This is a genomic window from Flavobacterium sp., assembly GCF_028689845.1.
In the GTDB taxonomy this organism is placed as follows: Bacteria; Bacteroidota; Bacteroidia; order Flavobacteriales; family Flavobacteriaceae; genus Flavobacterium.
This window is the reverse complement of record NZ_JAQVCH010000005.1, coordinates 93,471-117,146: the sequence shown is the minus strand read 5'-3', so window position 1 is coordinate 117,146 and position 23,676 is coordinate 93,471. Positions and strand designations below refer to the sequence as shown.

Annotated in this window: 24 protein-coding genes and 2 pseudogenes; 11 read left to right on the top strand and 15 right to left on the bottom strand. The window is 33.7% G+C overall.

Annotation, left to right across the window (positions count from 1 at the left end):
• The 5 genes and pseudogenes from PHR76_RS03760 to PHR76_RS03740 form a co-directional block, all read left to right on the top strand.
• Positions 1–217: pseudogene (locus PHR76_RS03760) on the top strand (transposase); the annotation flags it as partial.
• Between the two features lie 83 nt (positions 218–300).
• Positions 301–645, top strand: coding sequence for a hypothetical protein (locus PHR76_RS03755; RefSeq protein ID WP_300058698.1), 345 nt, complete (start codon positions 301–303; stop codon positions 643–645).
• On the top strand, positions 632–1,078 hold the full coding sequence (locus PHR76_RS03750; RefSeq protein WP_300058696.1) for a hypothetical protein: 447 nt from the start codon (positions 632–634) through the stop codon (positions 1,076–1,078). The genes PHR76_RS03755 and PHR76_RS03750 overlap by 14 nt, the downstream gene beginning before the upstream one ends.
• 283 nt (positions 1,079–1,361) lie before the next feature.
• On the top strand, positions 1,362–2,435 hold the full coding sequence (locus PHR76_RS03745; protein WP_300058694.1) for an RHS repeat-associated core domain-containing protein: 1,074 nt from the start codon (positions 1,362–1,364) through the stop codon (positions 2,433–2,435).
• A 2-nt stretch (positions 2,436–2,437) separates the two neighbouring features.
• Positions 2,438–2,962, top strand: a complete 525-nt coding sequence (locus tag PHR76_RS03740) for a hypothetical protein (protein ID WP_300058692.1) — start codon at positions 2,438–2,440, stop codon at positions 2,960–2,962.
• 155 nt (positions 2,963–3,117) lie between these two features.
• Here the strand turns inward: PHR76_RS03740 and PHR76_RS03735 are convergent, their stop codons facing one another.
• Both PHR76_RS03735 and PHR76_RS03730 read right to left on the bottom strand, forming a co-directional pair.
• Entirely contained in the window at positions 3,118–3,417 is a 300-nt protein-coding gene (locus tag PHR76_RS03735) for a helix-turn-helix transcriptional regulator (RefSeq protein WP_300058690.1), read from the bottom strand.
• Positions 3,414–3,758 carry a type II toxin-antitoxin system RelE/ParE family toxin gene (locus PHR76_RS03730; RefSeq protein WP_300058688.1) on the bottom strand — a complete coding sequence of 115 codons (345 nt, stop codon included), beginning with the start codon at positions 3,756–3,758 and terminating at the stop codon, positions 3,414–3,416. The genes PHR76_RS03735 and PHR76_RS03730 overlap by 4 nt, the downstream gene beginning before the upstream one ends.
• A 182-nt stretch (positions 3,759–3,940) precedes the next feature.
• On the opposite strand from PHR76_RS03730, the pseudogene PHR76_RS03725 reads away from it, so the two are divergent.
• The 3 genes and pseudogenes from PHR76_RS03725 to PHR76_RS03715 form a co-directional block, all read left to right on the top strand.
• Positions 3,941–4,069: pseudogene (locus tag PHR76_RS03725) on the top strand (RHS repeat-associated core domain-containing protein); the annotation flags it as partial.
• A gap of 51 nt (positions 4,070–4,120) precedes the next feature.
• On the top strand, positions 4,121–4,741 hold the full coding sequence (locus tag PHR76_RS03720) for a hypothetical protein (protein ID WP_300058686.1): 621 nt from the start codon (positions 4,121–4,123) through the stop codon (positions 4,739–4,741).
• Between the two features lie 379 nt (positions 4,742–5,120).
• Positions 5,121–6,002 carry a DUF808 domain-containing protein gene (locus PHR76_RS03715; RefSeq protein ID WP_300058684.1) on the top strand — a complete coding sequence of 294 codons (882 nt, stop codon included), beginning with the start codon at positions 5,121–5,123 and terminating at the stop codon, positions 6,000–6,002.
• Between the two features lie 25 nt (positions 6,003–6,027).
• Here PHR76_RS03715 and umuD read toward each other — a convergent pair whose 3' ends face one another.
• The 12 genes from umuD to PHR76_RS03655 form a co-directional block, all read right to left on the bottom strand.
• On the bottom strand, positions 6,028–6,459 hold the full coding sequence (gene umuD, locus PHR76_RS03710; protein ID WP_300058682.1) for a translesion error-prone DNA polymerase V autoproteolytic subunit: 432 nt from the start codon (positions 6,457–6,459) through the stop codon (positions 6,028–6,030).
• A 30-nt stretch (positions 6,460–6,489) separates the two neighbouring features.
• Entirely contained in the window at positions 6,490–7,755 is a 1,266-nt protein-coding gene (locus PHR76_RS03705) for a Y-family DNA polymerase (protein WP_300058680.1), read from the bottom strand.
• Between the two features lie 95 nt (positions 7,756–7,850).
• The gene (locus PHR76_RS03700) at positions 7,851–8,357 is read right to left on the bottom strand and encodes a GNAT family N-acetyltransferase (RefSeq protein ID WP_300058678.1); all 507 of its coding nucleotides are present in this window, start codon (positions 8,355–8,357) and stop codon (positions 7,851–7,853) included.
• A gap of 110 nt (positions 8,358–8,467) precedes the next feature.
• Positions 8,468–8,665, bottom strand: coding sequence for a cold-shock protein (locus PHR76_RS03695; RefSeq protein WP_129462785.1), 198 nt, complete (start codon positions 8,663–8,665; stop codon positions 8,468–8,470).
• An 86-nt stretch (positions 8,666–8,751) separates the two neighbouring features.
• Complete coding sequence (locus tag PHR76_RS03690) at positions 8,752–8,985, bottom strand: hypothetical protein (RefSeq protein WP_300058675.1); 234 nt, start codon at positions 8,983–8,985, stop codon at positions 8,752–8,754.
• 1 nt (position 8,986) lies between these two features.
• Positions 8,987–10,738, bottom strand: a complete 1,752-nt coding sequence (gene aspS, locus PHR76_RS03685; protein ID WP_300058673.1) for an aspartate--tRNA ligase — start codon at positions 10,736–10,738, stop codon at positions 8,987–8,989.
• Positions 10,739–10,870: 132 nt separating this feature from the next.
• Positions 10,871–11,437 carry a hypothetical protein gene (locus PHR76_RS03680; protein ID WP_300058671.1) on the bottom strand — a complete coding sequence of 189 codons (567 nt, stop codon included), beginning with the start codon at positions 11,435–11,437 and terminating at the stop codon, positions 10,871–10,873.
• Positions 11,438–11,484: 47 nt separating this feature from the next.
• Positions 11,485–14,958, bottom strand: coding sequence for an efflux RND transporter permease subunit (locus PHR76_RS03675; RefSeq protein WP_300058669.1), 3,474 nt, complete (start codon positions 14,956–14,958; stop codon positions 11,485–11,487).
• A gap of 21 nt (positions 14,959–14,979) precedes the next feature.
• On the bottom strand, positions 14,980–16,149 hold the full coding sequence (locus tag PHR76_RS03670) for an efflux RND transporter periplasmic adaptor subunit (protein ID WP_300058667.1): 1,170 nt from the start codon (positions 16,147–16,149) through the stop codon (positions 14,980–14,982).
• 22 nt (positions 16,150–16,171) lie between these two features.
• Positions 16,172–17,509, bottom strand: coding sequence for a TolC family protein (locus PHR76_RS03665; protein ID WP_300058665.1), 1,338 nt, complete (start codon positions 17,507–17,509; stop codon positions 16,172–16,174).
• Between the two features lie 7 nt (positions 17,510–17,516).
• Positions 17,517–18,122, bottom strand: coding sequence for a TetR/AcrR family transcriptional regulator (locus tag PHR76_RS03660; protein WP_300058663.1), 606 nt, complete (start codon positions 18,120–18,122; stop codon positions 17,517–17,519).
• Between the two features lie 12 nt (positions 18,123–18,134).
• The gene (locus PHR76_RS03655; protein ID WP_300058661.1) at positions 18,135–18,656 is read right to left on the bottom strand and encodes a YceI family protein; all 522 of its coding nucleotides are present in this window, start codon (positions 18,654–18,656) and stop codon (positions 18,135–18,137) included.
• A gap of 224 nt (positions 18,657–18,880) precedes the next feature.
• Between PHR76_RS03655 and PHR76_RS03650 the strand changes: the two genes are divergently transcribed.
• Positions 18,881–19,855, top strand: a complete 975-nt coding sequence (locus tag PHR76_RS03650) for a polyprenyl synthetase family protein (protein ID WP_300058659.1) — start codon at positions 18,881–18,883, stop codon at positions 19,853–19,855.
• Between the two features lie 32 nt (positions 19,856–19,887).
• Positions 19,888–20,238, top strand: coding sequence for a hypothetical protein (locus PHR76_RS03645; RefSeq protein WP_300058657.1), 351 nt, complete (start codon positions 19,888–19,890; stop codon positions 20,236–20,238).
• Here the strand turns inward: PHR76_RS03645 and PHR76_RS03640 are convergent.
• Positions 20,222–20,734, bottom strand: coding sequence for a hypothetical protein (locus PHR76_RS03640; RefSeq protein WP_300058655.1), 513 nt, complete (start codon positions 20,732–20,734; stop codon positions 20,222–20,224). The two genes, PHR76_RS03645 and PHR76_RS03640, sit on opposite strands and share 17 nt — an antisense overlap.
• A gap of 119 nt (positions 20,735–20,853) precedes the next feature.
• On the opposite strand from PHR76_RS03640, the gene PHR76_RS03635 reads away from it, so the two are divergent.
• The gene (locus PHR76_RS03635; protein WP_300058653.1) at positions 20,854–23,628 is read left to right on the top strand and encodes a 2-oxoglutarate dehydrogenase E1 component; all 2,775 of its coding nucleotides are present in this window, start codon (positions 20,854–20,856) and stop codon (positions 23,626–23,628) included.
• The last annotated feature ends 48 nt before the right edge of the window (positions 23,629–23,676 follow it).

Below are 23,676 nucleotides of genomic sequence, written 5' to 3'. Positions count from 1 at the left end.
TTGGCAATATGGCAATCATCCGGAAGAAATTTATACAACAAAATTCATGTGGTCGAAATTAGATTATATTCACTTGAACCCTGTTCGTGCCGGTTTGGTTGAAAAAGCATCGCATTATATTTATTCCAGTGTTTCCAATTATATAAATGATAATGGGTTGATAATAATTGAAAAAGCTGATCATCCAATTGTAGATGTGTTAAATTTAAATAATTGACAACGTTATGATTCCTATTAATTTAATTGGAAGCAAGGTTACGAGTTGGTCGCTGCGAGGTCAGGAGACCATCGCAGAGCACAGTGCATAGTTTTAAAGAGAAGACTTCGTGGAGCTGGGGTAATGTTGACTGTGCGGATGCTTTAATTGCAGGAGCTCCTGGGGGTCGTCTTGTGCAAGCAATTAAACCAGCTGGAATGGCACTTTTTAATTTTGATGAAAAGGGTTTTCAATCTCCATTTATTGGCAATAAAACTATTCCAAGCACTTTAAGAGACGTTACAACAGGCTATATTATGATGGGTTTAGGAACAGGTGTGACACCTGGAAACGCTTTGAATAGCTTGGGTGGTGTACCCTTGAATGGATTATTAAATAGTGGAGATATTTTAATGAACGAAATAATAAAGCAAGATGGAAACAAATAAAAAGCATAAAAATATTTTAGCATTTATTATTTTAATAATAATTATTTGTATTGGTGGGTTTACTTACAATCATTTTAAAAATTGTGCCATAAAAAAAAATATTCAGCATGCAGTTGCAATTCCTGTAAAATATTCAGGAGGTAGAATGGATAATACCATAAAGATAAAATTTTATTATGATAATAAAATTTATGAAACAGAAACATTATATCATGGTTTAAAGCCTGAATTAGGGAAAAAATATTTTATTGCATTTAATAAAGAAAATATAGAACAGTCGGTTTTGTTTTCAAATTGTCCAGTACCAGATAGCTTAGAAGTTACTCCTTATGGATGGGATAAAATTCCAATTGATGACTACCAAAAAGATGTTGATGCCTATTTCGAGAAGATGTTGAACAGTGGTATTTATAAATTGTTCCCAGACTGTTGAGATAATTTTTCAGATTAAGTATTTTAGTGATGTTCCATAATAAGTGATAAACCTATTTTCAAATTTTAACCATTTGTAAATAAATCTTTAAATAAAATTCAAACCAAAAAGGCAAGCTGTAAAGTTTGCCTTTTTTACATTTGAAAATCACTTAAAATGAATGTAATGAAGAAAAATGACGCCACGTATTTAGCTTCGCTCAGTTCGCCTTTCGGCTCGGGTCAGAGTTAGTGGTGGAGAATTTGGCAATTTCATATAGGTAATAATAATCTGATTTTGAAAAATGTTCAATGAAAAGCTCCGTAAATGTCTCACTACTTTGCGTAATATTTTAATATATTTGGTAAAAGATAATTCAAATCAAACGTTCTTAAAATACTGGAAGAGAATCACTATTATCCTCCCGACCATTCGGGATGGTTTAAAACACACCAACTACAACAGCGATATTAGAAAGTACACCAAAGAAACCGACCCCATCACCCAACTTTTAAAACTTAGAATATTACCGCCTACTGATGGAAAACCATTGGAGTATAAGTATAAGTACAATGGGAAGGAGTGGCAGGATGAGTTGGGGCTTAATGTTTACGATTACGATAATAGGGTTTATGACCCTGCAATAAGTAGATTTTGGCAAACCGACCCACTTGCAGAGCAAGGTCGCAGGTGGTCACCATATAATTATTGTTTTAATAATCCTGTTTATTTTCAAGACCCTGACGGAATGTGGCCTGATTTTCCAGGATATGTTAAAAGTGCTTTTACTAGTATGGGAAATACTATAAGTAAGAAATATAATGAGGCAAAAAAGTCTACTAGTGATGCTATAAATAATTTTAAAGAATCAGTTTCCAATTTTAAAATTGATGTATCGGGAGGTATTGCTTTTACTAATGACAAAGGTGGTGCAACAGGAGATAAAAGTTTAATGAAACCAGGTGGTAGGAATCCAGAAACGGTAGATGGATCTGGAGCTGAAACAATTGGAAAAATTTATAGACCAGGACCCGGTAATGGTTCTAAATTGGAAAATGCAGCAAATGCGTTAGACAGAGTTGGTGATGCAGTTGAACTCAATAGAGATAAATCAAGTAAAAATGGTAGTGTAAGCGAAACTAATAAACCAGAGCAGAATGAAAACGTGACCATTGATAAACAAACTTGGTCTTCGTCAGGCAATGTTGGACTAAATGAACCTAGACTTCATGTATCCACAAATGATACAACTGTTGCACCATCACAAGTATCTACCATTGAAAGAATGAATCAACAAAGTGAAAAGAGAGCACAACAACAAGTAGTTAAAGATAAAAAGGAGCTAAAAGAAAGAATTAATTCACTATTGAAACAATAAATATGACAAAAAAAATAGTATTTTCAATATTCATAATATTTTGTATTTCATGCAGAAAAGATGTTGAAGTAACTCAAAAATCAGCTTATCAAGACATAAAATTTATTTTTCCTGATACAGTTTATGTTAATGAAAGTTATGATGGGAAAATTAGTTTTAAAAGCAATTTCGATACAATTACTACAAGTTTAAGTGATTATCAAAAAGCAAGGTTTCTTGAGTATTCTTTTTGGTTAACAAAAAAGCCAATTGAAGACAACAAACTTTTGAAAAAAATGGTTACAGATACTTTTGTAGCGGAAACAAATAGACTAATCCCTTTATATGATATAAAGTTTGATAAGCTGGGACTACATTATTTTAATGGTATTATAAAAGATGAAATTATCATAGCCAAAGGCGGTGTTTTGAAAGATGGAAGTAAAGGAGATAGAATAATAACCAATGAAATAAGACTTACACGTGCTGTATATGTAATTGATAATAGGGATGATACATCCGTAAAGAGTTCCTATGAAAAGCGGTAATCTTCCATAGTTAGTGATGAACCAAAATCCACAATTTAACCATTTGTAAATCAATTTATAAACAAAAATTAAAACAAAAAGACGAACCGTCTTGAATATGCCCTAAATGGTGTCTAATTTTTTTTGGGGAATGCTCAAAATGATAATCATTTCTATTATAAGAAAGTTAATCCGATTCGTCTATTCAATCCGATTTCAAAAATTCTGATTAATGTAGAAAGTTGAATATTTCCTCTACCATTTTCAAGTTTAGAAATATAACTTTTTTTAGTTCCTGCTTTTTCAGCAAGTTGCTCTTGAGTCATTTTAGCTTCTTTACGAGCTTCTTTTAACATCTCGCTAATGATAAACATCTGAGAGTTTTCCTCATAATCATTTCTACTTTCTGTTCCAATTTTACCATGTTCAGCATCAACTAGCTCATCAAATGATTTTATGTTTTCGTACTTTTTCATCTTACTTGTTTTTTTAGTTCAAAATATTCTTTCATTAAACTTATTGCCTTTTCCAATTCTCCCTTTGGTGTTTTCTGTGTTTTCTTCTGAAACCCATTAAATAAAACAACCAATTTACCTTCATCAAAACAGCAAAATATTCTATAAATAGTTGACTGATATTCTACTCGTATTTCATAAAGACCATCTGTTCCTGTCAAATGCTTTAAAAACTTTTCAGGAACTCTATCAACCTGTTTTATCAATTCTAAAACATATTGAATTTTAGTTTTTACCTTATCATCTTGATTTTGGTAAAATTCAATAAAGTGGTTATTGTGAAATATAATTTTCCTAATCATGTTGCAAAGTTATCTTAAAAGTTAACATTGACCAAATTTATTTTAATTAAATTTAATAGGAATATTTTAAGATTACTCTTAATTTCGTTTTGTTGGAAAATGAAGTTGGACGTTCTTATTTGAATTAAGTTAAGGTGCTTTTTATTTCCTAGTAAAGTTTTACAAAGGCGTATCAGTATAAATACAATGGGAAGGAGTGGCAGGATGAGTTGGGGCTTAACTTCTACGACTATGGAGCTAGAAATTACGACCCTGCAATTGGTAGATGGATGAACATTGACCCGCTAGCGGAACAATCAAGAAGATGGTAGCCTTATAATTACGCCTACAATGACCCTTTAAGATTTACGGATCCTGATGGAATGATTCCTGATGATAAGGTTGAAGATAAAAAAGAAGAAGAAATAGATTATCGTGCACTAACTGAACAAAAAGAAACAGAAATAAAAATTTCTAATGAGATAAATGAATTATTTAAAGAATATTTAGAATCCAATTCAAATGGGAGTTGTGAAGGTTGTCCATCAAGTAAATCTGTTAAAGAATATTCAGTGCACAAATCTTCGAATGGTAATACTTATGTTTTAGTTGGAGGAAATTGGATATTAATGAATGGTAAACAGGGTCAAATTTTAGTACAGGACAATACAACTTATCATTTTTTTAATGGCAGATGGATTCCTTTATATGATTTTGATTCTTTTAGTATGAGCCAATTTATCGTAAATTACGGTGGCCAATTTTTAGTAGTTAGTGGGTCTTCAGGAATTATATCTAAATCATTTAAAGTTAGCGGAGTGACGTTTGCTATAGATGCTTTTTGGAGTTTGGGCTCGGCTTTATCTGCTGATGCAACAGCATTTCAAGAAAAGTATTATACTCAAAAAGAAATATTAGAATTAAGAAATTTATCAAAGAGTCTAATATTAAAATATAAAGGAGTTACTAACCCTCAAACAGGCTATACAGGATATGATGAATAAAAATAAATGGTTTAACGTGCTTTTTACTCAGAATAAAGAAAGGTGGGATAAAACTAAAAAAAAAGGTAAAAAGGCTTATTTAATAGATTTGGGATTTCTTTAGTATGCAATTGTACTGTGTTTTTTAAATATTAAAATCCTTAATTATAAAGTTAGATATAATTTAGTGGTTGACCTCCTTCTGGTCAGTGGTTTGCGGAAGGGGGTCTTTTTTATTTTTTGACATATAGATTGATAGTCTTTTTTTAATTATCAAAATTCTTCCTGCTCTGTTTATCTTGATGCTTTTTTATTAGCTTTTATGGAGCAAAACTTTTTTCTTTATTTTAACATTAAGAAAAATTGACAATTGTATTTTTGTATCTTAAATCAAAAATAAATGGCTTCAGGTTTTTTTGCGTTATTAGATGATATTGCAACGTTAATGGACGACGTGGCATCAATGAGTAAAATTGCGGCAAAAAAAACAGCTGGAATTTTAGGTGATGATTTAGCGGTAAATGCCGAAAAAGCATCTGGGTTTGTTTCCTCGAGAGAATTACCCGTTTTGTGGGCAATAACTAAAGGATCTGCCCTCAATAAAATCATTATTCTTCCAATTGCTTTTTTGCTTACAGCATTTATTCCTTGGCTAATTAATGTTATTTTAATTTTGGGTGGACTTTATTTGGCTTATGAAGGAGCCGAGAAAATATATGAATATTTCTTCCCGCATCCTATTGAAAAAAAAGTGGAAGTTTTTGAAGAATTATCGGAAGCAGAAATTTTAGTTTTAGAAAAAGCTAAAATAAAATCAGCAATCTTAACTGATTTTATTCTTTCGGTTGAAATCATTATTATTGCTTTAGGGGCAGTCATGGGCCAAGATATTTGGACACAAGTTATGGTGGTAAGTGTTGTTGCTTTTATTGCAACAGTTGGTGTTTACGGCATCGTGGCATTAATTGTTCGAATGGACGAAGCGGGTTATAAATTGATACAATGGAGTGGAGGTCGAAATAATTTACTTCATAAAACAGGAACGTTTTTAGTAAAAGCTTTACCTAAGGTTATTCAATTTTTAGCAGTAGTAGGAACACTTGCCTTGTTGTTTGTTTCTGGTGGAATATTTTCACATCAAATTCCTTTTTTACATCATTATTTTGATTTTATGCCTAGTTGGATTGTCGAATTCTTATTGGGTTTAATTGTGGGTTTAGTTTGTGTTTTTGTTGTAATGGCTTTTAAGAAAATTTTCAAGAAAGAAATAGTTTCACATTAACTATTTTGGTAGTTGTTCGCTTCTATTACATTTTTTTTACCACATAGGTCACAATTCCCCATATAATCAGTTGGTTTTCATCGGTGATTACAATCGGTTCGAAATCTTTGTTTTCGGGCATGAGAAACACCTTGTCTTTAGCGACTTTAATCCGTTTTACGGTAAATTCGCCATCTAAAAAACAAACGGCTACTTTGTTGTTTTGCGGCTCTAAACTTCGGTCGATAACTAAAATATCGCCATCATCAATTCCGGCTCCAATCATGGAGGTTCCAGCTGCTTTTGCATAAAAAGTAGCATCTCTATTTTTGACCAAAACGGCATCCAAACTAATTTTGGATTCATCAAAATCTGCCGCTGGCGAAGGAAATCCAGCTTTAATTCCAGCCGTAATGAACGGAAGTTCTATCGGATTTTCTAAATCAGGAAGAAAAAAAGTAAGTTTGTTTTTGGTCATAATTAATTTTTAAATTTACAAATTAATACATTATCCCACTTTCACTTTCATAATATCTCGAATATTTGTCGTGTATTTGGGTGATAAATGATTTTGTTTCATTTTCCAGGTACGTTGCAAATCTTGACTGCCAAGCCTAATTTTACGTTCGCCCGTTTTTTTATAATGGGCATCCATGACTTGCATTAATTTTTGATGTTTCGGATTTTCTTCGTCAAACAACTGAAATTGTTTTTGGTCTTGCGGAATGAGCTGCCCTACAATAACCCCAGCTTTTTTATAAATCTCGCCTTCTTTAAACAATTTTTTGAGCATTTTTATGGCTGTATTGCTTAGCGTAAGACTTGAATTGCTTGCAAACGGCAAGGTTTCGGTTTGATAAAAATGATAACGGTCGCTGGTGATTTTATAATGATCTTTTCGTAAATAAAGGGTGATTTGATGGCAACACGATTGCTGACTTCGCAGTTTTTCGGCACATACGGTTGCAAAAGTGGAAACCCGTTCTTTCATTTCATCAAAAGTGGTGATATTTCCATCAAAACTTCGAGTAATGGCAATATTTTTTCTGGTTTTTGGTTCTTCCAGCTCCAAAACCGATTGGCCTAAAAGTTCATACCGCAACCGAACTCCCACCACGCCCATTACTTTTTTAATAAATGCTTCGTGATGAGGTAACGTAAAATCATAAGCCGTGAAAATAAGCTGGGCTTTCATTTTTTTAGAAAGCCGAAAACCAATCCCCCAAACATCTTCAATTTTGGTCCACTTTAAACCTTTGATGCGTTTTTCATCACTATCCACCACATAACTGCCGAGTGTTTCTTTGGGAAATTTTCGTGCAATTTTGTTGGCGACTTTGGCCAAGGCTTTGGTGGGAGCAAAGCCAACCGAAACAGGAATACTCAACCATTTCAAGGTGCGTTTTTTTATTTCTAAGCCATACTGCTGGTAATCGTCAATTTTCATACCGTCAAAATTCAGAAAAGCTTCGTCGATGCTGTACACTTCTAAATTTGGTGTGAATTGTCCTAAAATTGCCATGACGCGACTACTCAAGTCGCCATACAAAGCATAATTGGATGAAAAAACAGTAATATTATGTTGTTTAAGTTGGTCTCGGAATTTAAATTCGGGAGCTCCCATCGGAATGCCGAGAGCTTTCGCTTCGTCGCTCCGCGAAATGATACAGCCATCGTTATTAGACAGAATTACTATGGGTTTTCCGTTTAATTGAGGCTGAAAAACTCGTTCGCACGAGGCATAAAAATTATTACAATCTACTAGAGCATACATGTTGTAAAGTTAGTAGATTATTGTTTTTTTAGAAAGCGAACGAATGTTAATGTTGATAAGATTCTGTAGTGCGGACAGCTCGCGACCTATCCGTTTTACAGAAGTACTTTTTCATAAGCTCTTCTTGGGCTACCTCTAAAATGGACGATGCCGCAGAAAACAAATCCTGCTTTTTCAAAAATAGCCATCATGGCAAAGTTATCGTGATTGGTATCGGCTTTTAGGCTATAAATTTTATTTGCTCGTGCGAATTCTTCTAAATAAGCAATGATTTTTTTAGATAAATTTTTACCCAAATGACTTGCTGCAATAGCAACACGATGAAAAACTACAAAGTCAGTATTGGTTCTCCATTCGCCTTGAAGATTGGCGTATTCTGGTTCGTCATTAATCAAAACGGCACAATAACCAATGATTTTGTTTTGTTCTACTAAAACATAACCAATGCCTTTTTTAATATCTGTTTCAACAATTTCAGGATTAGGATAACCATCCTGCCATTGGTTGCTACCATCGGCTTTTCTACGAAGAATAGCGTTTTGTAGAATTGTCCAAATTTCTGGTGCTTCTGTTAATTCGGCTTTTCGGAATTGATAGTTCATTGGTGTTGATTTTACAGAAACAGGGCGACCTATTCGTGCGGGTTAACATAAAAAAAACGTCTCGATTGCTCGAGACGTTAACATTCATTCGGTAATCTAAATAATATATATTATTCGATCACAGCTACTTGAGCCGCTACTTTACCTTTTCTACCTTCTTCTTCTTCATAAGAAACGCGGTCACCTTCTCTTAGCTCTTCAGCTTTGATTCCAGTTGCGTGAACGAAGATGTCTTTTCCAGTTTCTTCATCTGTGATGAAACCGTAACCTTTAGATTCATTGAAAAATTTTACTGTACCTGTACGCATTGTGTAATAAAAAAATAATTAATAATGGCCAAAGGTAATCTATAAAATAATACAAATATAAAATCAGTATTCTTTTTTTATGAAAATTATTGATTTTCAGTGTTTTCCTCGTTTTTTTTATCGAATTTAAACATATAGTCCTCTAAATTCTTATTTTTATAACGATACCATAAAAAAATAGGCATAAGCACTAAGGCACTGAGTAAGATGCCAATACCAATCCATTTATCGCCATCTGGCCCTTCATTTTGTTTGATATAATAGCCATAGCCAATCAATCCGAGGATGATGAAAAACAAGATGCGGATAACGTATTTCATATTAAGATAAATCTAATTTGATGTGTAGTTCGTTCAATTGACTTTCGTCAATAGCAGAGGGAGCATCAATCATGACATCGCGACCCGAATTGTTTTTTGGGAAAGCAATAAAATCACGAATGGTTTCTTGTCCGCCTAGAATAGCGACCAATCGGTCTAAACCAAAAGCTAATCCACCGTGAGGCGGAGCTCCAAATTGGAATGCATTCATTAAAAAGCCAAATTGATTTTCGGCTTGTTCTGGTGTGAAACCTAATAATGAAAACATTCTGCTTTGTAAATCGCGGTCGTGAATTCGTATTGAGCCACCACCAATTTCATTTCCGTTTAAGACCATATCATAGGCATTGGCACGTACTTTCCCAGGGTCGGTTTCAATTAACTTCATGTCTTCTGGTTTTGGCGAAGTAAACGGATGGTGCATGGCATGATAACGTTTTGAATCTTCATCCCATTCTAATAATGGAAAATCAACGACCCAAAGCGGAGCAAATTCATCAGGTTTTCGCAAGCCTAAGCGTGTGGCCAATTCCATACGAAGAGCAGATAATTGAGTTCTAGTTTTATCGGCATTACCCGAAAGCACTACAATTAAATCACCCGGTTTGGCGTTGGTAATTTCGACCCATTTTTTTAAATCGGCTTCGTCATAAAACTTATCGACCGATGATTTTAAGGTTCCATCTAGTTCATATTTGACATAAACCATTCCGCTGGCACCAATTTGCGGCCGTTTAATCCAATCGATAAGGGCATCAGTTTCTTTTCTAGAATACGAAGCACAACCCGGAACAGCAATTCCAACGACCAATTCAGCTGCATTGAAAACAGGGAATTCTTTGTGTTGAGTCACCGCGTTTAATTCGCCAAACTTCATCTCAAACCGAATATCTGGTTTGTCATTTCCGTAGGTTTTCATGGCGTAATCATAGGTGATTCGCGGAAATTTGTCAACCTCAATCCCTTTTATTTCCTTTAGTAAATGACGGGTTAATCCTTCAAATTCATTTAGAATATCTTCTTGTTCCACAAACGCCATTTCGCAATCAATTTGAGTAAATTCGGGTTGACGATCGGCTCGTAAATCTTCATCACGGAAACATTTTACAATTTGGAAATATTTGTCCATTCCGCCCACCATCAACAATTGTTTGAAGGTTTGTGGCGACTGAGGCAAAGCATAAAATTGTCCTTCGTTCATTCGGCTAGGAACGACGAAATCTCTTGCTCCCTCTGGCGTTGATTTGATAAGGTAAGGCGTTTCTATTTCGCAAAAACCTTGTTTTGATAAATAATTGCGGACTTCCATCGAAACCCGATGTCTAAAAATCAAACTGTTTTTAACAGGATTTCTTCGAATATCTAAGTAACGGTATTTCATTCGAATGTCTTCGCCACCATCGGTTTCATCTTCAATGGTGAATGGTGGTAATTGCGATGCATTGAGAATAGTAAGTTCTTTTACTAAAATCTCGATTTCTCCTGTGGGAATGTTTTTATTTTTGGCTTCTCGCTCAATCACGGTTCCTTTTACTTGAATCACAAACTCGCGACCTAATGATTTTGAAGCGTCAAAAACGGATTTCTCAGTCCGACTTTCGTCGAATATTAATTGCGTAATACCATAGCGATCGCGTAAATCAATCCAGTTCATGAATCCTTTATCTCTTGATTTTTGCACCCAGCCAGCAAGTGTAACTTCTGTTTGGCAATGAGAAATGTTTAATTCTCCGCAAGTGTGACTTCTATACATAACAAGTAAAATTTTGAGATGCAAAAGTACTATTTTGTTTCAAGATTTTGTTCATTTTTTAGTATAATCAGAATGAATTTTGAGATTACGAATTTTATTTTGGCCTTTATTTATAGTTTATACTACTAATTTTTAGGATTGTTTCTTTTTGGGTTTCCCTAATTCTTTAAAAGAAGAAATAATGTCTGCCATTGTTTTTTGATGGTCTTTTTTGCGTTTAAGGTCTGTCCAATTTACAATTTGGTAATAGGTTTCTTTTCCTTTCACAAAACCAAATTGATAATAAATAATAAATCCATCTACTTCTCCGCTGGCATTCATGAGTAGAGCAGGCAATCCGTTAATGGAAGTTTCTTCAAAAGCGGAAAACGCTCCTTTTTTTAAGGTATTCGAAATGTTGTTTTTTAAAAGCAAAGCATACCCTTTTAAATCAGGTGAATAAGTTGCTCTCAAATCGGCTTCTTGTAAAACTAGCGTATTAAAATCATCACTAGGCTCGTCAATCACAATGGTATAAAAATCTGTATTTGCATTTTGATATTGCAAGGATGCATCTGTATGCAAATAATCAACTTTTGACATCGATTTAGGAATGGCTAATGTATATTGGTTTTTTACGCGAACTAGCTCTGTTTCTTCCTTTTTTTGACAATTAGTAAAAAGAGACAGAAGTACTATATAAAGGATTGCTTTTTTCATTTTTTTGGGAAAGATAAAAAAAACCACGTTTTCACGTGGTCTTATTTTTAATTTGTTGTGACAATAGTATCAATATTTTTCTTTTTTTTCTTTTTCACTTTGATTTTTCCTTTGTGTAAAAGAAAGAACATCACGGGCACAATGACTAACGTTAAAAACGTCGCAAAAATTAATCCGTAGATAACGGTTTTGGCCAATGGCCCCCAGAAAATAACATTATCTCCACCTAAATAAATATTAGGGTTATAGTTGATAAATAAATTAAAGAAATCGATATTTAATCCGATAGCGAGTGGCACCAATCCTAATACAGTTGTTATGGCGGTTAATAAAACAGGTCGTAAACGCGAACGACCACCTTCTACAATTACTTCAAGGTATTCTTTTTTGCTAAGCAAACCGTTTTCATCTAGTCCTTTTTCATCTAGTTTACGGTCGATGAGCAACTGCGTATAATCAATTAAAACAATGGCATTATTGACCACAATTCCAGCCAGCGAAATAATTCCCATCATCGTCATAATGATGACAAAATCGTTTTTGAAAATAACCATCCCAAAAAACACGCCTCCAAAACTCAATAAAACCGATACCATAATAATAATTGGTTTCGAAATCGAATTAAACTGAGCTACCAAAATTAAAATAATTCCGCCTAAAGCAATTAATAATGCTTTCACTAAAAATCCCATGTTTTTAGACTGTTCTTCTTGTTCGCCGGTGAATGTAAAGTTCATCTCTTTGTCAATATGATAGTCTTTTAATTCCGATTTAATTTTATCGACAATTTCATTTCCATTATAACCTGTAATGACATTAGAATAAATTGTAATGACTCTTTTTAGATTTTTTCTTTTAATGGTGTTAAAAGTTGTTGAGTTTTGCGTAGAAGTTATCGCAGCAATAGGAACTTGAATTAATTTTCCAGAAGCTTGGTCTCTAAACGTAATGGGTTGATTGTAAATCAAATTATTATCATTTCGTTGTGCTTCAGGAAAACGAACATTGATTTCAAAATCGTCTTTTCCGTCTTTATAGGTTGATATTTTTTCTCCAAAAATTGCTCTTCGCAAGGTTTGTCCAACTTGTCCAGAGGTGATGCCTAATTGTCCTGCTTTGTCTAGATCAATCTTTACATCTACTCCAGGTTTGTCTTTATTGACATCAATTTTCAATTCTTCAATTCCGGCAATATTTTTTTCGTTGATGAATTCTCTTATTTTTTCGGCTTCCATCAACATTTGGTTATAATCTTCCCCTTTAATTTCAATATTAATTGGGTAACCTGCTGGTGGTCCATTTCGTTCTTTTTCGACGATGACCGAAACACCCGCATAGCCTTGCACGGCAGCACGAATTTCTTCCATGACGTCTAAACTATTTAATCCTTTACGGTATTTGAATTCACGCATGGTTAAAGTTACTTTTCCACGATGCGGCATATCATTTTCTGAACCGCCATCGGTTTGCGGATTTCCTGAACCATTTCCTACTTGAGCAATGGCACTTTCAACCATATAGTTTTCGCCGTTTTCTATATATTTGTTGGCAATGGCATATACTTTTTTCTCAATAATTTTAACGAATTCATTGGTTTTTTTGATATCGGTTCCTTCAGGAAACTCAATGTAAACCATAATTTGATTCGGTTGATTTTCTGGAAAAAACAAGACGTTGGGCTTGGCAATTCCTACTGCAACAAAAGATAAAATCAAAATTCCAAAAGTTCCTAATAAGAACAACAAGGGTTTCCGCCCTTTTAAAGCAAATTGTAAAAAAGTTTGGTATTTGTTTTCCATCCAAACTAAAATAATTTTTTGAAAAAAGTCTTGAGCTTGAATTAAAAAGTATTTGTAAATCCATAACATAACCGCAAAAAAGAGCATTAAGTTCCCTAGTCCTTTTAGGCCATCCGTTTTAGTAACAAAACCTACAATAAGCATCAGCAAACCGATTCCGCCCACTAAACCTGAAAGGCGAATTAAGCCTCTTTTGGTCATTTCATCTTCTTTTATTTTCATAAAATCAGAAGTTAGCATCGCATTAATAATCAATGCCACAAAAAGTGATGAAAACAACACGACCGATAAGGTCATTGGAAAATAAATCATAAATTTTCCTGTCGTGCCTGGCCATAATCCTAACGGGAAAAAGGCAGCTAAAGTAGTTGCAGTGGAGGCAATAATTGGCCATGCAATTTCGCCAATTCCTTCAATTGCGGCTTGTTTTCGCGACATGCCTTGACTCATCAGCGTGTAGACGTTTTCTACTACGACGATTCCGTTATCTACCAGCATTCCGAGTCCCATGACCAACCCAAAAAGCACCATGGTGTTTAAGGTTACCCCAAATGAGGCTAAAATCATATACGACATAAACATCGATAAAGGAATGGCAAATCCAACGAAAATGGCATTTCTGAATCCTAAGAAAAACATTAAAACGCCAATCACTAAAATTACCCCAAAAATGATATTGTTTACTAAATCATCTACTTGTGCAATGGTTTTGGTGGATTGGTCATTCGCATACGAAATAGATAAACCTTCGGGGAAATAGTTTTCTTGAGCTTTTTCGACAATCAGTTTTAAACTTTCTACGGCTTCCACCATATTTTTTCCGCTTCGTTTTTTAATATCGAGCATCACCACTTGTTCACCATACGAACGAGCAAAAGTAGTGCGTTCTTTTTCTTGAAAGGAAACGGTTGCAATATCGCGTAAGTAAACATTTCCATCTTGTTTTTTTACGATGATATTCTCTAGTTCTTTGGGAGTATTAATTTCTCCAATAACACGAATGTTTTTCTTGATTCCGTTATTTGAAATACTTCCACCTGAAACCGTTTTGTTTTCATATTTTACGGCATTGATAATGTCGTCAAAGCTCACTTTTGCAGCAGCCATTTTATACATGTCTACGGCAATTTCGATTTCTTTATCTTCGGCACCTCGAATAGCTGCTTCTTTTATTTGCGGTAATCTTTCAATACGTTCTTCGAGATATTCTGCATATTCCTTTAATTTTTCGGATGTAAAATTTCCAGTTAAACTGATGTTTAAAATGGGCACTTCCTCAGCAATATTTAAGTCGAAAACATTGGGCTCTACTTTTCCGCCGCCATCAACGGTGGGCCACTCTGTGTCCGATTTAACGCGGTCGACTTTGTCTTTTACTTTTTGTTTAGCATCTTCTACAGAGATGGCTTCATCAAATTCAATCAAAATCATAGAGTAGTCTTCCAACGTGTTCGAAGTGATTTTGTTTACACCCGAAATATTGTTGAATTCTTCTTCTAATGGCTTCGTGATTAATTTTTCAACATCCTCGGCAGAATTCCCAGGATTGATTGAACTGACATAAATTTTGGTTTCAATAATTTCGGGAAAACTCTCCCGTGGCATCGAATAATAGGAAATCAATCCGCCAATTAAAACAATGGCGGTAATGACATAAACTGTCATTTTGTTGTTGATGGCCCAAGTGGATATGGCAAAATTTTTGTGTATATTGATACTCATAACGTTTTTTATTACTACTAGTTATCGATTGATTACTTCTACTACTGCACCATCTTTTAAGGCTTTTGCACCATCGGTAATTACGGTTTCTCCTGTTTTTAGACCCGATTTTACTTCTACATTTGCACCAGAAGCGTAACCAATTTCAATCGTTTTTTGGATTGCAACAGTGTTTTTATCAGATTTTGTTTGATCAATAACATAAATAATTTTGCTACCATCGGCGGTTTCTTGGATGATATTCTCTGGTAAAATAATTGCTTTTGGATTGGTGTAATCTTCAATTTTTAAAATGGCCACTTGATTAGGACGTAATAAATTATCTGGATTAGGCAAAGCGATTTCAATGCTAAACGTTCGATTGTTTGGATTGATATAATTCCCTATTTGACGTACTTTTCCTTGGTAAGTTTTTCCAATAGAATTCATATTTACTTCTACAATAGCACCCAATTTTAATTGTTCAATATAATTTTCAGGCACATTCGCACTCACGTACATATTGTTTAAATTTACAATTCGAAATAAATCCATTCCAGGAGCGACCACTTTTCCTTTTTCTATCAGAACATCGTCAATGGTTCCGTTAAAAGGAGCTAAAACTAAGGTTTTATTAAGTTGTGATTTGATTTGAGCCACTGCTTTTTGTTGACTTTCCATACTCGTTTTGGCCTGAAGAAATTGAATTTCAGAACCTATTTTTTGATCCCAAAGATTTTTTTGTTTTTCAAAAGTAGTTTTTGCTAAAGCCAATTGTGTTTCAGCTTGAGCCAATTGCGAACCCATGCCTCCATCGTCAATTCTAGCCAACACTTGCCCTTTACTAACGCGTTGTCCCGCTTTTACATTTACTTGTGTTAATACACCTGAATATTCAGGGCTAATCATGATGTTTTCCTTTGTTTCTACATTACCTTGAATTTCAATATAGTGTTTAAAAAGTGAATCTTTTACCACGATTGTTCTTACTAACGGCACTTTTTTGTTTGGATCTAAATCGGCTATAGCCAGATCTAATTTGGCCAATTCAGCAGCAATTTTTTCGTATTCTTCATGAACAATTTTGCGAGAAGCTTTGATTTTATTTAAATCATTCGATTTGATGACAGCGTCAATATTTTCTTTTTTATTGTCGCCAGAACAACTTAATACTAAAAGCGATAAAACGGTTAGAGTGAGTATTTTTTTCATTTTGTTAAAGGATATTCGTTAGTTATTTCGTTGTAATTTTTTCTAATGCGGCTCTACTATTGATAATGTTTACCATAGCTTGTAAATAATCTTGTTGTGAAGTGTATAATTGTCGTTGGGCTTCTGTAAATTCAAAACTGGTAGACAAACCTTCTGTAAATTTTATTTGTTGTTTGCGTTCAATACGTTCAGAAAGTCTTAGGTTTTCTTTAGTAGTCATGTATTGTTCTACATCAAATTCAAATTTGTTTTTAGCACTTTGATATTCCAGTTTTAATGTTTGCTCCACTTCTGTTAATTCAGTTTTGGCTTTTTCAAGAGCAATTTTGGCTTGTTGTGTTCGAGCACTTCTTGCAAAACTGCTAAAAATAGGTATGTTTAGATTTAGACCTACGTTTGAATAGTTAAGCCATTTTTGATCTTGGTTTACAAAAGTGAATTCATTAGAAAAGGCATTGTAACCAAAGTTAACATTTGCACCTAATGAAGGTAAATATTTACTTCTTTCTAATTTTAATTCTAAATTTCGTTGTTCTACAAAATTGCTTTTCAAACTGTAGTTGATGTTATCCTCTGCTGAAAATTCAGTGTTTGTAATCGCTAAATCAAGGTTGCTTATACTCAATGATTCTAATTTGTCGGTAAGTGTAATTTCATCTTCAATTTCAATTCCGAGATTGATTTTTAGCATTTTATAGGCAATGTCTTTTAGTCTTTTGCTATAATTTAAATTACTTACAATAGCAGAAAGATTAATTTTTAATTGCTCAACACTTTCTTCTTCCGCTAAACCATTTTCATAGGTTTGTGTGGTTTCAAAAAGTGTTTTGTCTAAAGAAGATTTATTTTTTTCCAATATAGCAATCGTTTCTTCTGCCAATAAAACATTTCCATAAGAGTTGATAATCATTTCTTTAACGTCTATATCTGTTTTGCGTTTAGAATTTTCAAAAAACTCAAGGTATGTTTTAGAAGCCTGCAATGCTACAATATAAGAGCCATCAAAAATAAGTTGGCTTAAGGTCGCTCTAGAGTTCATGTTTTGTTTGGTTCCAAAAGCCAATTCAACAAATTCGCCTGGATTTCCGCCAACAATTTCCGCTGGCAAAACCGATTTTTGAAGCACAAAATTATTTTGATAATCTACAAAGGCATTGATTTGCGGTAAACCCGCTGCGGTAGTTTCCCATTTTCTCTTTTTGGCCGCTTCAATATCGCGACCTGAATTAATAGAAGAATAATTATACTCTATAGCATGATTAATAGCTTCTTGTAACGAAAAGGAATAGGTTTTTTTCCCTTCTTGTGCACTAATTACTAGTCCGAATAACAAAAGGAATAACGTAAATTTAAGTTTCATAAAAAAATTATATAGATTGGTGATTGAATTTCTCTAACTGATTTTCTAATTCTGCAATTCCAGCAGGTGTTGCGATGGCTCTAATATGGTATTCAAGTGCTTCATATTCGATGGTTTTGGCTTCTTCTTCGCTTACGTCTGTGTCATAAATATTGAAAATTAAGGTGTAATAAAATTTAGCAACGGTTACAAAATTAATATTTTCTCGATACAAGCCTTGTTCAACACCTTTTTTAATATTTTGAATAAACATTAAATTACATTCTTTAATTTCTCTTGCCATGACTTTTTCATAAATCTCTGGATAATGTTTTCTTAGCTGAAAAATTGGAGAGGCTTCGGCAGAATTAAACAACTCTTTAAACATTTTCTTAATAACGAAATTCTCTTCAATCGCATTTAAATTTAGTAAGGTTATTTTATGAATGGATTCATAAACCTGTTCATGTACAGCGGCAGTAGTTTCTTCAATTAAGACTTCTTTATTGGCGAAAAATTTATAAATTGTTTTTTTTGAAATACACATTTCACTAGCAATATCATCCATAGTAATGCTTTTAAAACCAAGTTTTAAAAACAAATCGGATGCTTTTGCAATAATCTTTTCTTTCATTTTTAGTGCTTTTTAAAAGGTGAATTCCAAATTAGCGATGAGCTTTATGTTCTTCCCTTTTGTTTTCATTCCTTTGTGTGTGTTTGAGGTTAACGCCAAATCAAAATCATTTTGATTGATGTCGCCCGTTACTTCGAAAAGTGCTTTGTTAACGCCATTTTGAGCCTTAATTCCCAAAAATTCGGTGTCTAGTTCTACTACTTTCGTGACATTTTTAATAGTTAAATTTCCTCTTAAAAAATTAATGTGTTTATTTACTTTTTGAAAAGAAGTCGATTTAAAACTAATAATCGGATTTTCTTGAATTTCAGGAAAATCAGTTAGTTTAAGCTGATGGTTTTTAGACTTTAATTTTGTTTTATCGTCATTTATATTTAATGAAAACTCCAAAGAAGCTTTTTCAATTTCTTCATTATTCATTTCAACAAAACCATTAAATTTATTCCTTGTTCCTGCTAAATAGGCCACGATTGATCGTTGCATTTTTATCAAAATATCCGATTGACTTGAGTCGATTGTTCCAATTGTATTCATAATTTTCAGTTTAAAGATTTTAACAATTTTGCTGTTATAAAACACAAAAGCAGTGTTTAAATCCGAATGCAAATGTAGAGCGGAAACTTTTAACACCAAAATAGTTTCCAAAGTATTTACATAAATTTAACATTTGTTAAACTAGGTTTACAAAGGAGTAATCTTATTTATTGTGTTTTTTTACTTTTATTTGCATACTTAATAATTATCAAAATCCTGAATTCATGCAGTCAACAGCGGCTTATCAAGAGCATTTTATAACCTATTTTGCACAACAAAACATTAATCGGCAACCCGCAAATTTATACGAGCCAATTGAATACATTTTAGGTTTAGGTGGTAAGCGAATTCGACCTGTTTTAACGTTAATGGCAGCGGAAGTATTTGATGTTTCGTATCAAAAAGCATTGCCTGCCGCTATGGCAATAGAGGTTTTTCATAATTTTTCGTTAGTGCATGATGATATTATGGACGATGCTCCGTTGCGAAGAGGGAAAGCAACCGTTCATGAAAAATGGGATTTGAATACCGGAATTCTTTCGGGTGATGCGATGTTGATTTTGGCCTATCAGTATTTTGAAAATTATGAACCAGCTATTTTCAAAACATTAGCAAAATTATTTAGCAAAACTGCATTAGAGGTTTGTGAGGGTCAACAGTATGACGTTGATTTTGAAAACAGAGATGATGTAACGATTCCTGAATACCTCAAAATGATTGAATATAAAACGGCAGTATTAGTCGCTGCGGCATTAAAAATGGGAGCAATCGTTGCTGAAACTTCTGATGAAAATGCGAATTTAATTTATGAATTTGGATTGAATTTAGGAATTGCTTTTCAGTTACAAGATGATTATTTAGATTGTTTTGGAAATCCAGAGACTTTTGGAAAACAGGTTGGAGGCGACATTATCGAAAATAAAAAAACGTATTTGTATCTTAAAGCAATGGAGTTTGCCAACCCAGAAGAACGCGAAGAACTGTTGCATTTATACTCCATTCAGCCGCAAGATAATGCGGAAAAAGTGGCTTCTGTAAAAGAAATTTTTGTGCAAACAAAAGCAGCAGAAGCAACTCAAAAAGCTATTGAAAACTACACTTTTAAATCATTTGAAACGTTAAATCAAATGCAAATTTCTGAAGAAAAGAAAATGGTTCTAAAAGTGTTTGGAGAAAAACTAATGAAGAGAAAAGTTTAAGCAACAAATTCAAATCAAAAAGCGTAAATTTAATGTATCCCATCCCAACTTCCACCGATCAACTCTTAACCGAAGCCGAGAAAGAAAATCTTTATCTCAAATTGATTGAGCAACTCAATAAAGATTTCAATTTTGCTAATGAACCTGTTGATTTTCCATTGAGCACTTCGCCACAGGAATTGAAAGTGCAATTGCATGAAAAAGTATATCGACTTATACAATATAAATTTGCCGAATACTTAAACCTGCTTTATATTATTGATGTTTCCGAATCGGAAGTCAAAAAATTAAATGGCGATGATTTACTTGAATTAGCAGAACAAGTTGCTTTTTTAATTTTAAAAAGAGAATGGCAAAAAGTGTGGTTTAGAAATAAACTCTAATAAACGGAAACCAAGGTTCAGAATTGAATTTATCGCTGTCAAATAATACATTGTAGCGAATACCAATTACTACATTACCTGAGTTATAACCTGCTCCAAGGTATAATCCAGTATTCCAAAAATTATCATCATAGGAAATCGGTGCATCATAACTAAAGTTGTAACGCAATTGTTCTAATTCCACAGAAAGTTGAATTTCTCGTATCGGATTAAATAACGCAAGTAGCGAACCACCATAAATCCAGGCGTCATAATAATTTTTTTCTTTTAAATAACCACCTCGAAGTCCAACTCCTGCACTAACATATTGATTAAAATTGTAAATTGCACTAGGAGCTAACGTTACTTCGGTAAAATTGCTGCCAAATTGTGCACCAATTTCTCCGCCAAATTGAACGTGACTCATGAAATCTGTTGACTGAGAAAACGAAAAAAAACTTCCGCCTAAAAATAACAACATTACCCAAATTTTTTTAAAAAAAGCTATTTTTTTCATAACACTATTTCTCTAGAAATTTTCATTCATAAAAGTATGTAAAAATATTCAAAAGATTATAGCAAATAGTGTACTTTTGCAAAACTATTTTTAACAAATAAGGTTTATTATTACGAATTATGGATAGGTTTTCATTTTTAAACGCAGCACACACACAATTTTTTGACGATTTATACGAACAATACACGATAAATCCTGATGCCGTTGAACCCAGTTGGAGAGCCTTTTTTCAAGGTTTTGATTTCGGAATGGAATCTTCGGGAACAGAGCAAGAAATTGAACAATTAGTAAATTTTTCAACAGAAGCACAAGATTGTAGTTTTGTATCTGATAAATTACTAAAAGAATTTAATGTTTTAAAATTAATTGATGCGTATCGAACGCGTGGCCATTTGTTTACCAAAACAAATCCGGTTCGCGATCGAAGAACATATGCACCAACCTTGACTTTAGAAAACTTTGGTTTATCGGCTTCAGATCTAGAAACTGTTTTTGATGCCGCTCGCGTGATTGGCCACGAACCGTCTTCACTTAAAGAAATTATCCGCCATTTAGATGCTGTGTATTGTCAATCCATCGGAATTGAATACATGTACATTCGAAAACCAGAAGTGATTGAGTGGATTGAAAAAAAACTAAGTGTTAATGACAACTTACCTAATTTTTCTATAGAAAATAAAAAGCATATTCTTAATAAATTAAACGAAGCCGTTTCTTTTGAAAACTTTTTACACACAAAATATGTGGGGCAAAAGCGTTTTTCGTTAGAAGGAGGAGAAAGTGTTATTCCAGCTTTAGACGCTTTAATTGAAAAGGCAGCAGAAAAAGGAGTGGAGCAATTTGTAATGGGAATGGCTCACCGTGGACGTTTGAATATCTTGGCTAATATTTTTGGTAAATCTACCCAAGATATTTTCTCAGAATTTGACGGAAAGGATTATGATAAAGAATATTTTGATGGTGATGTAAAATACCATTTAGGGCTTACTGCCGATATCAAAACAAAATCCGGAAAAAGCATCAATATTAACCTAGCTCCAAATCCATCACACCTTGAAACAGTTGGAGCTGTGATTGAAGGAATTACTCGAGCAAAGCAAGATAAGTATTATCCGAATGATTTTTCAAAAGTATTGCCCATTGCCGTTCATGGTGATGCTGCAGTAGCGGGACAAGGAATTGTATATGAAATCGTTCAAATGTCACAATTAGAAGGATATAAAACAGGAGGAACTATTCATATTGTCATCAATAATCAAGTGGGATTCACCACAAATTATTTAGATGCTCGTTCTTCCGTTTATTGTACTGATGTGGCTAAGGTTACGCTTTCGCCTGTTCTTCATGTAAATGCAGACGATGCCGAAGCCGTAGTACATGCGATGCTTTTTGCACTAGATTTTCGGATGACTTTTGGACGCGATGTGTTTATTGATTTATTGGGATACCGAAAATACGGTCATAATGAAGGAGATGAGCCGCGTTTTACTCAGCCCGTTTTATATAAAATCATTGCTAGACATAAGAATCCAAGAGATATTTATGCAGAAAAATTGATAATAGATGGTATTGTAGATCAAGCCTACCTTACCAAAATTGAAAATGATTACAAAGCGAAACTAGATGAAAATTTAGAAGCTTCTCGAAAAAAACAATTGACTATCATTACGCCATTTATGCAAAATGAATGGGAAGGTTTTGTGCAAGTGAGTGATGCCGAAATGCTTAAAAAAGTAGAAACCACTTTTGATAAGAAAAAATTAGCGTCGATTGCTGAAACTATTTCTACCTTACCTTCAGATAAAAAATTCATCAATAAAATTCAAAAAATTGTATCTGATAGAAAAACCATGTTTGACAATGACGTTATTGATTGGGGAACTGCAGAAACGCTAGCTTATGGCTCTTTATTGATAGAAGGTTATGATGTGCGAATTTCAGGACAAGATGTTGAAAGAGGAACTTTTTCACACCGTCATGCCGTTGTGAAAGTAGAAGACAGTGAAGAAGAAGTAATTTTATTAAATCATCTTCAAGATAAAAAAGGAAAATTCAGTATTTATAATTCCTTTCTTTCAGAATATGGTGTCTTAGGCTTTGACTATGGATATGCCTTGACCAATCCGAATGCATTAACGATTTGGGAAGCTCAGTTTGGTGATTTCTCTAATGGAGCCCAAATTATGATTGACCAATATATTTCTTGTGGTGAAGATAAATGGAATAACCAAAACGGAATAGTAATGTTATTACCTCATGGATATGAAGGACAAGGAGCAGAGCATTCCTCCGCAAGAATGGAGCGTTATTTGCAACTGTGTGCCCGTCATAATATGTATGTAGCCGATTGTACAACACCAGCTAACTTCTTCCATTTGTTAAGAAGACAAATGAAAACAAAGTTTAGAAAGCCATTAATTGTTTTTTCACCAAAGAGTTTATTGCGTCATCCTTTGTGTGTATCTACTAAAGAAGAATTATACAATGGTGAATTTCAAGAAACAATCGATGATACTTTTGTAGATAAAAAGAAAGTAAAAACACTCGTTTTCTGTACTGGAAAATTCTATTATGAAATTTTAGCAGAACGTGAAAAGTTAGAAAGAAATGACGTAGCTTTGGTACGTATCGAACAATTGTTTCCTTTACCAATTGAGCAATTAAAGAAAATTATTGCGAGTTATCCCAATGTGGATGATTATGTTTGGGCACAAGAAGAGCCAAAAAACATGGGAGCATATAGCTTCATGTTAATGAATTTTGATTTAGTTCCATGGCGATTAGCCTCGTTAAAAGCGTATTCTGCTCCAGCGGCAGGAAGTCATACTAGAGATAGACGTAGACATGCAGATGCTATACGAATGGTTTTTGATAAAAATTTGTTTCAAGTTTAAAGTTTCAGAAGTACGCTTCTAAACTTTAAACAATTTAAACTTTAAACA

Bases quoted from the DNA above. Each gene is read 5' to 3' on its own strand.
- PHR76_RS03670 (WP_300058667.1), bottom strand. From the start codon at position 16,149: ATGAAAAAAATACTCACTCTAACCGTTTTATCGCTTTTAGTATTAAGT.
- PHR76_RS03720 (WP_300058686.1), top strand. From the start codon at position 4,121: ATGATTCCTGATGATAAGGTTGAAGATAAAAAAGAAGAAGAAATAGAT.
- PHR76_RS03655 (WP_300058661.1), bottom strand. From the start codon at position 18,656: ATGAATACAATTGGAACAATCGACTCAAGTCAATCGGATATTTTGATA.
- PHR76_RS03660 (WP_300058663.1), bottom strand. From the start codon at position 18,122: ATGAAAGAAAAGATTATTGCAAAAGCATCCGATTTGTTTTTAAAACTT.
- PHR76_RS03715 (WP_300058684.1), top strand. From the start codon at position 5,121: ATGGCTTCAGGTTTTTTTGCGTTATTAGATGATATTGCAACGTTAATG.
- PHR76_RS03690 (WP_300058675.1), bottom strand. From the start codon at position 8,985: ATGAAATACGTTATCCGCATCTTGTTTTTCATCATCCTCGGATTGATT.
- PHR76_RS03665 (WP_300058665.1), bottom strand. From the start codon at position 17,509: ATGAAACTTAAATTTACGTTATTCCTTTTGTTATTCGGACTAGTAATT.
- aspS (WP_300058673.1), bottom strand. From the start codon at position 10,738: ATGTATAGAAGTCACACTTGCGGAGAATTAAACATTTCTCATTGCCAA.
- PHR76_RS03645 (WP_300058657.1), top strand. From the start codon at position 19,888: ATGTATCCCATCCCAACTTCCACCGATCAACTCTTAACCGAAGCCGAG.
- PHR76_RS03730 (WP_300058688.1), bottom strand. From the start codon at position 3,758: ATGATTAGGAAAATTATATTTCACAATAACCACTTTATTGAATTTTAC.
- PHR76_RS03705 (WP_300058680.1), bottom strand. From the start codon at position 7,755: ATGTATGCTCTAGTAGATTGTAATAATTTTTATGCCTCGTGCGAACGA.
- PHR76_RS03735 (WP_300058690.1), bottom strand. From the start codon at position 3,417: ATGAAAAAGTACGAAAACATAAAATCATTTGATGAGCTAGTTGATGCT.
- umuD (WP_300058682.1), bottom strand. From the start codon at position 6,459: ATGACCAAAAACAAACTTACTTTTTTTCTTCCTGATTTAGAAAATCCG.
- PHR76_RS03680 (WP_300058671.1), bottom strand. From the start codon at position 11,437: ATGAAAAAAGCAATCCTTTATATAGTACTTCTGTCTCTTTTTACTAAT.
- PHR76_RS03650 (WP_300058659.1), top strand. From the start codon at position 18,881: ATGCAGTCAACAGCGGCTTATCAAGAGCATTTTATAACCTATTTTGCA.
- PHR76_RS03745 (WP_300058694.1), top strand. From the start codon at position 1,362: ATGTTCAATGAAAAGCTCCGTAAATGTCTCACTACTTTGCGTAATATT.
- PHR76_RS03750 (WP_300058696.1), top strand. From the start codon at position 632: ATGGAAACAAATAAAAAGCATAAAAATATTTTAGCATTTATTATTTTA.
- PHR76_RS03640 (WP_300058655.1), bottom strand. From the start codon at position 20,734: ATGAAAAAAATAGCTTTTTTTAAAAAAATTTGGGTAATGTTGTTATTT.
- PHR76_RS03700 (WP_300058678.1), bottom strand. From the start codon at position 8,357: ATGAACTATCAATTCCGAAAAGCCGAATTAACAGAAGCACCAGAAATT.
- PHR76_RS03740 (WP_300058692.1), top strand. From the start codon at position 2,438: ATGACAAAAAAAATAGTATTTTCAATATTCATAATATTTTGTATTTCA.
- PHR76_RS03675 (WP_300058669.1), bottom strand. From the start codon at position 14,958: ATGAGTATCAATATACACAAAAATTTTGCCATATCCACTTGGGCCATC.
- PHR76_RS03635 (WP_300058653.1), top strand. From the start codon at position 20,854: ATGGATAGGTTTTCATTTTTAAACGCAGCACACACACAATTTTTTGAC.
- PHR76_RS03695 (WP_129462785.1), bottom strand. From the start codon at position 8,665: ATGCGTACAGGTACAGTAAAATTTTTCAATGAATCTAAAGGTTACGGT.